Genomic DNA, 13361 nt, shown 5'->3' with positions numbered 1-13361 from the left:
TCTTTTGGTTTAAAATAGGCTTATTCGAACGAGCAGCATATACATAAGAGGGAGCGAGAGCCATGGACTATAAATTTCCTATTGGGAAATTCGAGCATGACGGCAGTATAACAGCGGAACAAAGGGAGAAATGGATCCGCGATATTGCCGAATTACCGGCCAAGCTCCGTGCGGCCGTTGCCGAAATGACGGAGGAGCAGCTCTTGACGCCATATCGCGATGGAGGCTGGACGGTTCGCCAAGTGGTGCATCATGTCGCGGACAGCCATTTGAACAGCTATACCCGCTTCAAGCTGGCCTTAACGGAAGAGCATCCGGCAATCAGACCTTATTATGAGGATCGTTGGGCAGAGCTTCCTGACACGTTCCAAGAACCGATTGAAACGTCGCTTGATCTTCTGGACGCCCTTCACCGGAGATGGATTGCATTATTGTCTGCGATGACGGAAACGCAATTTGCAAAAACCTTTTTTCACCCCGAATCAAAAGAAATCGTTCGGCTCGATACGAACCTCGGCATTTATTCTTGGCACGGAAGACATCATTTGGCTCATATCACCTCTTTAAAAGACAGAATGAACTGGACTTAGCCGAAATGGAGTCAAAAAACCTCGCAGTACGCATCGTCACAATGCGTCTTGCGAGGTTTTATGTTCATTATTTGAAGGTTGCAAGCCAATTGGTCAAGTTGACAATTTCCTCTTCGGTTAGCTTGCCTTCAAATGCGGGCATTCCGCCGCCGCCCTTCGTAATCTTTTTGTAAATCTCTTCACGGGACAACACGGAGCCTACCGTTTTGAGGGCTGGTCCCATCCCTCCTTGATAATCAGTTCCATGACACCCCATACAATTGCTTTTGTAAACGGACTCCGCTTTGGCTGTATCTACGGGAGTGTTCGGAATTTCAACCGGTGCAGGATTTTCCGCTGTCGGCGCTTTTTCCGGTAGTTGGAAAAGAAGGAGATATACCGCCAGCAATCCTGCCAGACCCACTGCGCCTGCCATGATCCATTTCAATTTGCCCACTCTCCTTTCCTTTGTTTTCAAATTGTAAGCCAACCGGCCCGGTCATGCATGACTCCTTCGGGCTATTCGGCATGGGAAACGATGACAATCCTTTAACATTTTGACCCGGAGTGTGACAAATAATCATAATATTTGATAAAATGCCACGAAATCTCATGTTGCCGCTAGACGGAGCAATTCATCATCTATTAGAATAAATTTCTAACATAATTGAAAGGCGGGAAGAGAGATGAAAGAATTGGTTAGCGGTTGGAGAATCATTGAGGGAGCGCTTGATGCAACCCCTGAAGAGGTTGACATGGATTCCTCGCAATTAAACAAGCTTGACGGACACCTCGGACTTTTGATGCAAGAACAAAAAATTCAAGCCGGAGGCTATTTGATTGCCCGACACGGAAAAATTGTCGCGTGGCGAACAATGGGTCCGTTAACGGGAACAACGGGCGAAGGAGAGCTGCTGCCGGACTCCATTCGAAAGCTGTCCTCCATTACAAAGTCGTTTACCGCTGTAGCCATCGCCAAGCTGATTGAAGACGGAAAAATGTATATCGATCAGCCGGTGTCCACTATTTTAGACGAATTCAACAATCCGACTCATGGCGACATTACCATTTTTCATCTCCTCACCCATACTTCAGGTATTATGCCCGTGCCCGGATATTTTAATGAGCCTTATCCGCGAGAAAAAGGGGGGGCAACAGGAACGGACGGATGGATCCGCAAAGTGCTGCAAGGTCCGCTCGTTTGCCAACCGGGAGCGGCATACAATTATTCGACGGAAGGATTCAAGCTGCTGGGTGAAATCATTAGCCGTGTCTCTGGACAAAAATATGAGGAATTTATTACAGAAAGCATTTTGAAGCCCCTTGAAATGCGTCGAACCTTCTTCGATGTGCCCCCGCATTTACACTCTGAAGTGTTGACCGTAGATCAACACGATCTAAATATGATAAACAGCCTACATGAGGATGGAACCGAAAATCCGCCGCGTTCCGGTTCTGGGTTATATGCTTCTATGTACGACCTTTGGAAATTTGGCCAAATGCTGCTGAATGGCGGGACTTTCGAAGGCGCGCGCATTCTGGGCCGGAAAACGGTCGAGTTGTTCACAAAGCGCCATCTATTTAACATTCCCGCTTATCACTGGGGTAGCAAAATAAAAGATAAAGGTCATGCGCTCGGGCTTGATCTTGCCATTGACCATTTATCTTTTGAATCGATTGGCACGTTCCAATTGGAGGGCGCCGGCCGGACTGCATTTTTTGTCGACCCTGTCGAAAAACTAGTCGTTATCTTTTTTGTTCCGTCCGTGTATTCATGGGTACCGCGATCGGTACTGGGCACTAAACAAATTATTTGGTCAAGCTTAAAATAACCACATAGATGAAACAACAAAAAACTCGCCGCTTAAGCGAGTTTTTTTGCTTCTTCAATAAGGGGAGCAAGCGGCGCCTCATCCATATGAGGCAATATGATGTTAGTCCCCGCCGCTGCGGTTATCAAACGTAAAGCCGGGAAATTTGACCACCGGCGATTTTTCCTTGTGAAGATGATCCATCCATTCCGAACTTGCGTTGACGTTTGATTGAACCAGCTCTGGCGGTGTCAGCGCCATCCATTGATTTAACGATACATCCTGGAAACGATCGCTTTTGAACATTTCCAAAAACCATAGTGTATCGGTTCCTGTGTTTTGAATGTAATGGCCAAAAGCAAAAGGCACATAACCGACGTCGCCTGCCCGCACATCAAATGTTCTTGCATTTCCTTCGCCGCCAAACACCGTCATCCGGCCTTGGCCTGTCAAAAAGTATTGCCATTCGTCATTATTGGGATGCCAGTGAAGCTCTCTCATCCCTCCGGGTTTAATTTCGACGAGCGCGGCCGCAATCTTTTTGGAAATGGGGAAGTTGGTGGAATCGACAATGCGCACGCTCCCGCCGGACGTTTGGATGGGTGGTTGAGCTAGCAATTTGTGGGCAAAAGGAAATGGGATGGTTCCGTAAGGGGAAGGAACGGCATCAGTAGAGACGGGACCCGGCACTGTGGATTGATAAATGTAAACTTGTTCTTTGGGTATATTCGCAAAGGCGGCCTCAGGGACGCCAAAGTTGGCAGATAACACTTCCTTAGGCGTATGAGCGATCCAATCGGTGATAGAGAGCGTGTTTAAATCCGAAAAGCGGCCGTCGTCAAACACGAGCAAAAATTCACAACCGCCTTCAAGTCCTTGAATGGAATGGGGGATGCCGGGAGGAAAATACCATAAATCGCCGGGGCCGACATCGGCTATAAAGTTCCGGCCATTTTGATCCACTGCTGTAATGCGCGCTTTGCCTACAAGCATATAGGACCATTCCGCCTGCTGGTGCCAATGCAGTTCTCTGACTCCCCCCGGGGTCAAGCTCATATTTACGCCAGCGAGAGTAGTGGCGATTGGCAATTCTCTTACCGTCACTTCCCGTGACCAACCGCCGTGGCTTAGCACCATATGGGCATCCGAAAACGAAAAACGCATATTCGGGATAAGCCCGTTGTCCGTTATAGGCGGCACAAGCATATCCGGGTTTTGAATATCTCTCAAAATATCGCGCGGTCCAAGGTCGACGCCTCCGGCTCCGTCGCTTCTAATGGGCTGAGGAACGCGCTGGGCGCCTGCACCGCTCGCAGATTCTGGTTGTTGCCCCATCTAGTACCCTCCATTCGGTCTTTTGTAAGGAAATGAAATCCACGACTTGCGGAACCAATTCTTGCAGTTTCCGTATTGTTATGAAAGGGTATAATGAATTAGAATCCGTTTTTCAATTTAAGCTAGAAATGGATAGGGAGAGGGTCAATATGAAAAAGATTGCTGCCGTTTTATTTTTTGTTATGACGTTAGGATTGGCATCCGGCTGCGGAATTTTGGATGGAGCTCAACAAAGCGTAAATTTCGCAACCGAGACGACCAATTACATGAATAGCTTGACGACTTTCGGCCAAGACATGAACGGTCTTGCAGAACAAGCGCTTACTGATATTGAGGCACGTACCGATTTGAAGGCGCGGCTGGTGGAGCTGAAAGAACAAGTTGTCCAATATGCAGACATTCAAGTGCCGGACTACGCTAAGGATTTGCACGGTTCTATCGTTCAATATAATGAGAAGCTCCAGCAGGGGCTCGATCAAGCCCTAACTAATATTGAGCAAGGAAGAGCGGCGTTCGAATCGACCGGCATTCCGGATACGATAACGAAAATCAACGACCTGCTTGGACAAATCAACCAATTGGGCGGCTAATTAAATTAATAGAATATTCAAAGGTTGATAACCTTGTACGATCCCGATACAATGTATGTTTGGAGGCTTAATAGCCTCCATTATTTTTTTGCAGGGAGAGTGCAACAGTTTTGTCATCATTGTCTCATACATCAGCTTCGCTTTCTTCGAAAACCCGTTTATTTACGCTGCTGCTTGTTGTCGTTGTTGCGGGACTAAGCCAAGGACTTTTGCTTCCGCTTTTGTCCATTATGCTGGAGAAGTCGGGCGTTTCTTCGGATTTAAACGGCATCAATTCTGCGGCTATGTACATCGGCATTTTTTGCACGATGTTTTTTATTGAGAAGCCGGTTGCTAGATTTGGATACAAAAAGGTCATTATTGCGGGAATATCGCTAGTAACCTTGTCTACGCTGCTGTTTCCGCTTACTCATTCTTTGACCGTCTGGTTTGTGCTTCGGCTGCTTGTGGGGGTAGGGGATAGCGCGCTTCATTACGCAACACAATTGTGGATTGTCAGTTCAAGTCCCGCCGACCGCCGCGGCAAATTTATTTCCCTTTACGGAATGTCTTATGGACTAGGCTTCAGTTTAGGACCGCTTGGCATTAATTTGATGCCATATGGAAGGGCCGTGCCGTTTTTAGTGACAAGCGCCTTTTTTATTTTGGTGTTGTTGCTTGTGCTGCGGATGAAAAATGAATATCCAGAACGGATTTCCCGAGAAGCTGCTGCGGAGAACCGGTATGTTAAGACGTATCGGATCGCATGGTTTGTGCTTATCCCCGGCTTTTTGTACGGCCTTATGGAAGCGTCCATGAACAGCAATTTCCCGTTATACGGCCTTCATATAGGGCTTGATCAGCACTGGATTTCGTTGTTGCTGCTGTCGTTTGGCATTGGTAGCTTGCTGCTGCAGCTTCCGCTTGGCATCCTGAGCGACCGAATTGGACGGAAGCCTATATTAATGGCTTGCGGTATTATAGGAGCTGCCGTCTTTTTCTACATTCCCCATGCGGGTGACAATGTCATGCTTTTATTCCTTTGTTTTATCGTAGCTGGCGGCATGGTGGGGTCCTTCTTTTCCCTTGGACTTGCTTATGCGGCCGATATTTTGCCAAGACCGATTTTGCCGGCGGCAAATGTCATTGCGTCGATTCATTTCAGCATCGGCAGCATTGCCGGACCGACCGTGGGCGGCTTCGGAATCGCCTACATTTCGTATGACAGCATCTTTTTACTTTTGAGCGGCGCATTTTTATTATTTGCTTTGCTTGGTCTTGCCTTCCGTCCGAAAAAAGGGGAAAGCGCCGCAGCCTGATTGGAGTAACCGACTAAAGAGCTTTAACCGTCATGATATTAAAATAGCGAAAAGCCCGCCGAATGAGAGTCATTTGGCGGGCTTTTAAGTATGTGCAGGCAAATGGTATACATACCTTAACGCCGCAAGACGACTCGGGCTCGGCTACTCCATAAGGCCAACTTCTATGCAAAGTTCGACGAGCTTGTGTACGCCGTCATATTGAGCGCGGTTGCGCTCGTTTATGGAGACCAGAGCTTGCTCCGCTACTTCCTTCGCTTTATCCACGTTATGGTGCTCAACCGCTTTTACAATATCTCGTATGCTTTCTAAAAAATACACCGTTCTGCGCAATGTTCGAATAAGCAAAATTTGACGAATGTGAACAGAGGTGAACATCCGGTAGCCATTGTCGGCATCGCGCTCGGGCTGAATGAGCCCTTCCTTTTCCCAATGGCGAATGGCGGACGCTTGCACCCCAGTATAAGCAGAGGCTTCGCCGATGTTCATTTTTATTTTCTTTTTCCCGTGGAAATGGGGGAGATCAGGCTCTTGCAGCAATTTCATCGTTTGGTCCGCTACCGTTTTTTCATGATGGAGAGCCGCCTGCTCCTGGTTGACCAGCCAAAAAGCGGCGTTCCGGTCTCCGGCTTGCACATATTTAAGAACTTGGCATGTTAGACTGACGCCAAATCCGATAAACATAGTCCGCAAGCAGCGAAAATAAGCAAGATGGACGGAGGTGTATAGCCGATAGCCGTTCGGAGCGCGTTCCGGGGCGGGAATCACTCCCCAAGATTCATAATGGCGCAGTGCGCTTGTACTAATGTGAAGCTCTCTTGCAATGTCAATCGGCTTGTAATAGCGCAACGTTTCAACCGCCCTCCGTCAAAAGTGATTTCCAATATAGCAGATGCCGCTATAGCAAGCAAGCATTCATAGTGCCGCTCCTTTAATGGATGTTTTTCCGCTGCTTTATGGCGCGCTTTTACATGAACTGGAAACCTTTTGGAACCTTTGTCCGTCATGTTTAAGGGAATAGCTGATTTTGAAGAGGAGGCATAATTAATAATGCATAAGCCTATCCATCGATTGTTTTGGTACAAGTTCGCGATTGCCGCTGTCTTCATCCTCATGCTGGTCGGTTGCACGGAAGAGTCCCCTAGTCCCGTTGCCACGGTTACTCCAGCTATTGAAACTACGATTCCACAGCCTTCCTTTGAGCCAGGCCAATCCGTACATTTGCGAGTAGGCTTTAACGGCTATGTGGATATGGATATGGCATTGGACGAGGGGCGATTGCCGCTTCCGGGAGGAAGTACATATAAGCTGTTTGCGGAAGCGGGAGATTCGGCCGAAATTCATCACGAGAGCGGTTACGGCGGCTGGGTGCCCAAATGGTATTTAAGCGATGAAGCGAAGCATATTCAGGATATCAGCCCTATCGTTTTGGAAACGGTAGGCGGCGCGGAAGTTTTTCCGTATCCCTCCAGTCAAAACGAAAAATCGCATAAGCTGCAGCAAGGAGAGACGTTATATGCTTATGTTGAGTATGGCGACTGGTACGGTGTCATTGCTAAAAGGATTTCAGAGCCGCAATTTCGTCATGGGTTGTTGTGGATATCCAAATCTAGTGTCGTTGTTATAGGAAACCAGTCATATTGGTTCGTAAATGACGGCAAGTCCGAGTCAGCTAGCAGAAATACGATTGCCGCGGTGTACGGGTTGCTGGTGCCCGGCTTATCGCAAGATCGCGTAACGGACATTTTTGGCCCGCCATCGTTCGTTGAAGCATCTGAAAACTTAGCCAGCACGGGTGAAAAAGTGAAGGTTTTGCCTGTTTGGATATACGAGAATAAGCATGAGAGGCTGGAAATTAGATGGGGGGAAAACAAAACCGTCGCATCCCTCCATTACTTTGAGTCCAATATAGACGGGACAACATTTGTACAGCCGTTTATGCCGTCTATTCAAGCCGAGTGGGAGTGGAGGGTAAAATCGGATTTGGCTTACAATTTTTTGTTGGAGGAGATTGGGGACATTTTGCTCATAGCTGGGGAAGACGGAGGATTGAGCGGCATGCACATAAATTCCAATCTGTATGCGCTCGATGAAGCGACGGGCAAAAAAATATGGCAGTTTGACTTGGGCTATGACCAACACCATTACGGCTTGTCGGAGGATCAAAGTCTCATTGCGTTTATGAAACGCGAGAAAAATAAGGAAGGTTATGAAGTTTATCGAATGACGACGATGGAGGTTGCAACAGGCAAGAAGGTGTGGGAACGAGTGTTGGAACCCGGTGGCGTCGTGAACAGCTTTCAGGTTGCGGGCAATGTCATTTCGTACTTCCAACATGAGCAGCGGTGGGATGACGGCAGCGTCAGCCCCCGCAGCCTTGTCTCATGGGACCTCATCACGGGTAAGAAGCTTTGGGAGAAGGAATGGAAAGAGGAAATGCATTTCATTTCTCCGGGTCGATCAAACGTAATTGTGCTGCAAAACGAGAGCAGCTTTAGTGAACCGTTCCGCTACACGCTTTACGGCTACGATGTGCGAACAGGGGAGCTGGTTTGGCAAAAGGATGAAAGACGGGGAGCCTATGAGCAGGAAATGAGCGACAGCGTCCGTCTTGCGTCGAATGGTGAAGCGTTTTGGACTCGGAGCGATAAAGAACTGCTGCTGACAGACCCTTTAACCGGGGAGGATTTGTACAGGCTGCCCATTAAGGGGGAGAGCAGCTATGAAGCTATTGACGGGCGATATTTCTTTTTCCGCGAGCCTGTAGCTGTGAAAAGCTCTTTAATCGATCTGAAAACCGGAAAATCATTATTTCAAATTGACGGTAAGGCATCGTTTGGCCAAGTGGAAGGCAGAGAGCTTGCGTATTGGTTGGATGGCGGGGTGATGTTCTACGATTTGCAAAAGGGAGAGCATCAGCCCATGCATTCCGAGCGGAAATTTAGCATTATGGGCGGGCCGATTGTTTATTTTCAAAACAAAAAAATCGGAGCCTTGCCGACCGAAGGCGGCCTATATATGATCGATTCCAGCGGCAAAGCGACGGCGAGAATTGCGGATGCAAGAGTCGGAATTTACGATATTACGCCAGGCGAATTTTTGCGCGGATATTTGACTCGCAGCGGCGATTGGCTGTATGTCGGCTCTTCAAACGGATTTTTTAGCAAAATGAAATCGATTGGTTCCGAGACTAACGATTTGAATGTAGAACTGGAAAAATAGGGCTAAAGTATGCTGCATGATGATGATGTCGGACAACTAGCACAGATTTGATCAACCAAAATCTGTATCCGAGGATGGAGAGCGGCTTCCAAAACAGTGTCTCTATGTTTATTGCCGTTTCCTCATCCTCGATTTATGATAGAAAAATACGGAAATTTAAAATTTTGTAAATTGAAATCGCTTACTAGTATAATTTGGAAACGGGTTATAAGCTCTAAAGGAGTTTATATATAACATTTGGGCAGGGGAGGTTTAGCGTTTCAACTAGGTCTTTGGAGTGGCAAGCTTGGAAGGAGGTGGCTATACGATCGACAGCCAGATTCACACAAGATGCACGACTTATGATGAGCCGAAACCTTAAATATAGGAGGAATTGTAAAATGTCAACTATACGTTTAACCTATGTGAACCCGCTAAAAATGGCGATCGCCGGCGGTATAATGCTTGTTTTAGCTGCTGCTATGCTTTTATTATTGACCGAAAGAGCTTCCGCTCATGGTTATGTTAGCAATCCATCCAGCCGCGCTGCGCTTTGCGCCAGCGGTGTGAACCAAAACTGCGGTGCAATTATTTATGAACCGTATAGTTTGGAAGCGCTTAAAGGGTTTCCTGCTGCCGGCCCGGCAGACGGTCAAATTGCAAGCGCCAACGGCGCTTTCGCTCCGCTGGACCAACAGACTTCGACTCGCTGGAGCAAAGTAAACCTAAGCCCTGGTACAACTACGTTTAACTGGAACATTAAAGTGCCTCACGCTACAGCTAGCTGGAAATATTACATTACAAAAACAAACTGGAATCCGAATCAGCCGCTGACTCGCGCTCAATTTGATTTGACGCCTTTCTGCAACGTGTCCTATTCCGGTACGCCAGGCAATTCTTATTCCGACACATGCAACGTGCCGAATCGCAGCGGCTACCATGTCATTTTGGCCGTGTGGGAAGTTTCGAATACACTAAATGCATTCTATAATGTGATTGACGTAAACTTTGTGGGCGGCGGCGACACGATTGCCCCTACAAATCCTGCTAGCTTGGCTGCTTCCAATGTGGGTACAACAACGGCAACGTTGAACTGGAGCGCTTCTACGGACAATGTAGGCGTGACAGGCTACCGTATTTTCAACGGCGCGAACCAAATTGGCACAACAAGCGGTGCAACGACTTTAAGTCTGACGGGGCTTACGTCCAATACGACTTACAATTTAACCGTTAAAGCGATTGATGCGGCAGGCAACCTTTCTGGAGCGAGCAATACGGCCACCTTTACGACTCAAAATGTAATCGGCCCGGATACGCAAGCTCCAACTGCTCCTAACACTCTCCATGTGATGGGAACTCCAACCGCTACATCTGTGCAGCTGATGTGGAATGCTTCTACTGATAATGTTGGCGTAACGGGCTATCAAGTTTTCCGCGGCACAACATTAGTCCAGACGGTATCGGGTTCGACACTCAGCTATACGGTAACGGGGTTGACTGCCAATACGGCTTATACCTTTACGGTAAAAGCAATCGATGCGGCGGGCAACGTTTCAGCGGCGAGCAATTCCATTCCGGCGACAACGGCGCAAACTCCGACTACTTACCCGACTTGGAGCGCATCCGCTGTTTATGTACAAGGCAGCAAAGTGACGTATAACGGCGTAAACTACGAGGCCAAATGGTGGACGCAAGGCGAAACGCCAAGCTCTTCCGGCACAGGCGCTTGGAAAGTGATCCCTTAATGGATAAAAGCCCCGCATGCTCAGCATGCGGGGCTTTTTTTGGCTAGTTGCCGAATATATGATGACTTAGACTTAAGAACGCAATGTTTTCAAAGCGCCGCTCCAAGCGACTACTTGATTAAGCATCGTGTTCAAGTTTTTCAAGTGAAGCTCGGCAGGTTTGAACGTGCTGAAGTTTTCAAAATCTGTATATAAGGACAATGCAGGATGATCGCGAACGTCCGCTACGGACAACTCGCCCAAAATGCCGCGCAAATGCTCAGCTGCGCGAGCGCCGCCTACGGAACCGTAGCTGACAATGCCGGCTGCTTTGTCGTTCCAAGCTTCACGCGCAAAGTCAAGCGCATTTTTTAACGCACCTGTAATACTGTGGTTATACTCTTGAACGATAAAGACGAAGCCGTCCAGACCGGCAAGCTTGGCATTCCATGCGCCTGCTTGTTCTGTCGCATCTTCTTCACCAAAGAAAGGCAGCTTGTATTCTGCAATATCTACAATTTCGTAGTTGGCGTCGCCACGTCCATCCCCGATTGCTTTTACCCATTCCCCGACTTGCGGGCTTAAACGGCCTTGCCGAGTGCTGCCCAAAATAATACCGATATTAAGCTTAGACATAAGTACATCCTCCTCTAAAAGAATTGAAAGAATAATCGATAAACTTCAAGCACAAAACAATTCTGTCGTTGAAATTGTAAAATGTTGAAGATAAAAATACAATAACTAATTAAATAGCATATGTCAAGTTACTAACATTATGATAGCTTTTGTCGAAACAAATAAAACAAGCAGAGAAAGGGTTCATTAGTATCCGGACATGGCCACCAAAACTTGCCCGATCCTTGATAACAACAGCGCAGCTTCTTTATGGAGCAAAGGATCTTTGGAGTGGTAGTCGGTTCCGTTTTCGTCTGTCTGGACAAGGGGACCCGTCATCCCTGCAGCTACTATAAATTGTACCGCTTCTTGCGCCCAAGGAGAAGTAGTTCCATTCAATTTGGCTGGGAGAGGAGGAGAGTCGAGCGTTTGCATGGCTCGGTATACCATAGTAGCTGCTTCTTCTCTTGTCATAATCCGGTCGGGGTTAAAGCGATTGGCTTTGGCATTTACGATTCCCAGTTCGGCAAGCTTATCAATTTGTGCCGCGTACTGATGGTTGCGTGTGTCAGTAAAATAAGTTTTTTCCGGATTGACGGGATAATCCATCAGTTGCAGCAGCTCTACTGCAAATTGAGCGCGGGTAAGAGGCCGCTCCGGCTCGAACAAAGCTTTGTCCGGATCGTAAACGCCATTGAGCGCGCGAAGCGCATAAATTTCGTTAGCATAAGGATGGCTGCGAGGCACGTCAGCGTAGTCTGCTTTGGTTGTTACCCGCTCACTCCAGGCGGAGATTAGATAGTCGAAATAAACGACTTTTCCGGTATCATCCTTTTTAAACCCGGCTAAATGTCCATTTTCGTCGCGGAATAAAAGGTCGCCAATTGGAAAAAGTTTTTTTGGTACGCTTGCGCCGCTGACAAGCAAATATCCGTCCTCGGCCTTTACCTCAAACTGAGCAAGCGGGAAGCGGAGATGGCGATAGTTGCCTTCATACGGTTTGAGCTGCTCTCTCGTCAAAGCAAGGAGGGGTCGTTCGCTGGATTTTTTCGGATAATAATGATCCATAAAGGCAGCGAACAGTTCTTTGATGAGATAAGTAGCCCCAGCATCGCTGTTTAAAACGACGAAACCGCCGACTTTGCGATCCGGCAAAAGCCACATCCACGAATGATGGCCGGGCAAATCTCCTCCTTTGCCGATGACCGTTTCCCCATTGTAATGCTCCCGAAAAAACATTTCGAAGCCGTATGTCATGACCGGAAGCTCCGGTGAGGTGAAAATGCGGGCTTTATGCATGTCCTGTACGGTTTGTTCTTTTAATATCCGTTGATCTCCAAGTATACCGCCGTTTAATTGAGCCAGCATAAATTTGGAAATGTCCGTACTCGTTGACAACATTCCGCCGCCAGGAGCAATGATGGGATTCATATTATAGTCCGGCAGTTTTGTATTTGAGGCCGAGTAGCCGACAGCGAGCTTTTCTTTTACGGCGTCCGTCAGAAGAAAGTGGCTGTTGTTCATTCCAAGCGGTTGGAATATCCGTTTATCCATCACTTGTTCAAAAGGTTTGCCTTCGATTTGCTGGACAATAAATCCTTGAAGGTTGGAGGCGTAATTGTCGTATCGGTATGCGGTGCCCGGTTTCCGGACGACAGTCGGGGCAAATTGTTTCAGAGCTTGTTCAAGCGTAAGCGGGGTTGTTGGCGCATTGTCGGTTTGATCGAAACCGGTTGTATGGGTGAGCAATTCTTTAATCGTCAATTTGGCATCGGTTCGATTGGCAAATTTGAGCTGCCCCGTATAGGCATGGACATCGTCGTTTAATTGGAGCTTCCCTTCCTCAGCAAGCTGCATGACTGCAGTCGCTGTAAACGATTTCGACACAGATGCAACCCGGAAAATCGTTTCATCCGGATTGACGGGACGTTTCGCTTCCAGATCGGCGTAGCCGTAACCTTTGTTCAGCAACACTTTATTGTCGCCAACGACGGCAACAGCGGCTCCAGCCAAATGCTTTTTAATATCCGGCCGTTTAAAAAAGGCGTCGACAAACGCTTGTACTTCTTGCGCATCCTTCGGACCGTTGCCTGCATAGGCATTTGCTTTGACTCCATCAGCCGCGGACAAGGCCGAAACGGAAATAACGGCAGCCATAATAGAGGCGGCCCATTTGTTTCGTTTTCTTTTTTTGTTTTCTGTCTTTTGCATAGTTTTC

At 47.7% G+C, this 13361-nt stretch carries 11 protein-coding genes; 6 read left to right on the top strand and 5 right to left on the bottom strand.

What is annotated here, in order from left to right; all coding sequences use genetic code 11:
- Nucleotides 1-62 precede the first annotated feature (62 nt).
- Nucleotides 63-590, top strand: a complete 528-nt coding sequence (locus ACFQZE_RS05585; RefSeq protein ID WP_379354503.1) for a YfiT family bacillithiol transferase — start codon at nucleotides 63-65, stop codon at nucleotides 588-590.
- A 67-nt stretch (nucleotides 591-657) separates the two neighbouring features.
- Here ACFQZE_RS05585 and ACFQZE_RS05580 read toward each other — a convergent pair whose 3' ends face one another.
- Nucleotides 658-1017, bottom strand: a complete 360-nt coding sequence (locus ACFQZE_RS05580) for a c-type cytochrome (RefSeq protein WP_379354501.1) — start codon at nucleotides 1015-1017, stop codon at nucleotides 658-660.
- A gap of 238 nt (nucleotides 1018-1255) precedes the next feature.
- On the opposite strand from ACFQZE_RS05580, the gene ACFQZE_RS05575 reads away from it, so the two are divergent.
- Nucleotides 1256-2401 (top strand): serine hydrolase domain-containing protein, encoded by a 1146-nt coding sequence (locus ACFQZE_RS05575; RefSeq protein ID WP_379354499.1) that lies wholly within the window; start codon nucleotides 1256-1258, stop codon nucleotides 2399-2401.
- 102 nt (nucleotides 2402-2503) lie between these two features.
- On the opposite strand, the gene ACFQZE_RS05570 is transcribed toward ACFQZE_RS05575, so the two are convergent.
- On the bottom strand, nucleotides 2504-3715 hold the full coding sequence (locus ACFQZE_RS05570; protein WP_379354497.1) for an oxalate decarboxylase family bicupin: 1212 nt from the start codon (nucleotides 3713-3715) through the stop codon (nucleotides 2504-2506).
- A gap of 149 nt (nucleotides 3716-3864) precedes the next feature.
- Here ACFQZE_RS05570 and ACFQZE_RS05565 point away from each other — a divergent pair, with 149 nt between their 5' ends.
- Both ACFQZE_RS05565 and ACFQZE_RS05560 read left to right on the top strand, forming a co-directional pair.
- Nucleotides 3865-4305 carry a DUF6376 family protein gene (locus ACFQZE_RS05565; protein WP_379354495.1) on the top strand — a complete coding sequence of 147 codons (441 nt, stop codon included), beginning with the start codon at nucleotides 3865-3867 and terminating at the stop codon, nucleotides 4303-4305.
- A gap of 110 nt (nucleotides 4306-4415) precedes the next feature.
- Nucleotides 4416-5603: an MFS transporter gene (locus ACFQZE_RS05560; RefSeq protein WP_379354493.1), complete on the top strand. Its 1188-nt coding sequence runs from the start codon at nucleotides 4416-4418 to the stop codon at nucleotides 5601-5603.
- 144 nt (nucleotides 5604-5747) lie between these two features.
- Here the strand turns inward: ACFQZE_RS05560 and ACFQZE_RS05555 are convergent, their stop codons facing one another.
- The gene (locus tag ACFQZE_RS05555; RefSeq protein WP_379354491.1) at nucleotides 5748-6452 is read right to left on the bottom strand and encodes a TioE family transcriptional regulator; all 705 of its coding nucleotides are present in this window, start codon (nucleotides 6450-6452) and stop codon (nucleotides 5748-5750) included.
- A gap of 201 nt (nucleotides 6453-6653) precedes the next feature.
- Between ACFQZE_RS05555 and ACFQZE_RS05550 the strand changes: the two genes are divergently transcribed.
- On the top strand, nucleotides 6654-8825 hold the full coding sequence (locus ACFQZE_RS05550; protein WP_379354489.1) for an outer membrane protein assembly factor BamB family protein: 2172 nt from the start codon (nucleotides 6654-6656) through the stop codon (nucleotides 8823-8825).
- Between the two features lie 380 nt (nucleotides 8826-9205).
- A complete protein-coding gene (locus ACFQZE_RS05545) occupies nucleotides 9206-10549 on the top strand; it encodes a lytic polysaccharide monooxygenase (RefSeq protein ID WP_379354487.1) in 1344 nt (447 codons plus the stop codon).
- 72 nt (nucleotides 10550-10621) lie between these two features.
- Here the strand turns inward: ACFQZE_RS05545 and ACFQZE_RS05540 are convergent, their stop codons facing one another.
- Nucleotides 10622-11164, bottom strand: coding sequence for an NADPH-dependent FMN reductase (locus ACFQZE_RS05540; RefSeq protein ID WP_379354485.1), 543 nt, complete (start codon nucleotides 11162-11164; stop codon nucleotides 10622-10624).
- 186 nt (nucleotides 11165-11350) lie between these two features.
- Nucleotides 11351-13354 (bottom strand): serine hydrolase domain-containing protein, encoded by a 2004-nt coding sequence (locus ACFQZE_RS05535; protein WP_379354483.1) that lies wholly within the window; start codon nucleotides 13352-13354, stop codon nucleotides 11351-11353.
- Nucleotides 13355-13361 lie beyond the last annotated feature (7 nt).

Origin of the sequence: Paenibacillus sp. GCM10027627, from assembly GCF_042675505.1 — a bacterium.
In the GTDB taxonomy this organism is placed as follows: Bacteria; Bacillota; Bacilli; order Paenibacillales; family Paenibacillaceae; genus Pristimantibacillus.
The sequence above is the reverse complement of the archived record's forward strand: the minus strand, read 5'-3'. Positions and strand labels throughout refer to the sequence as shown.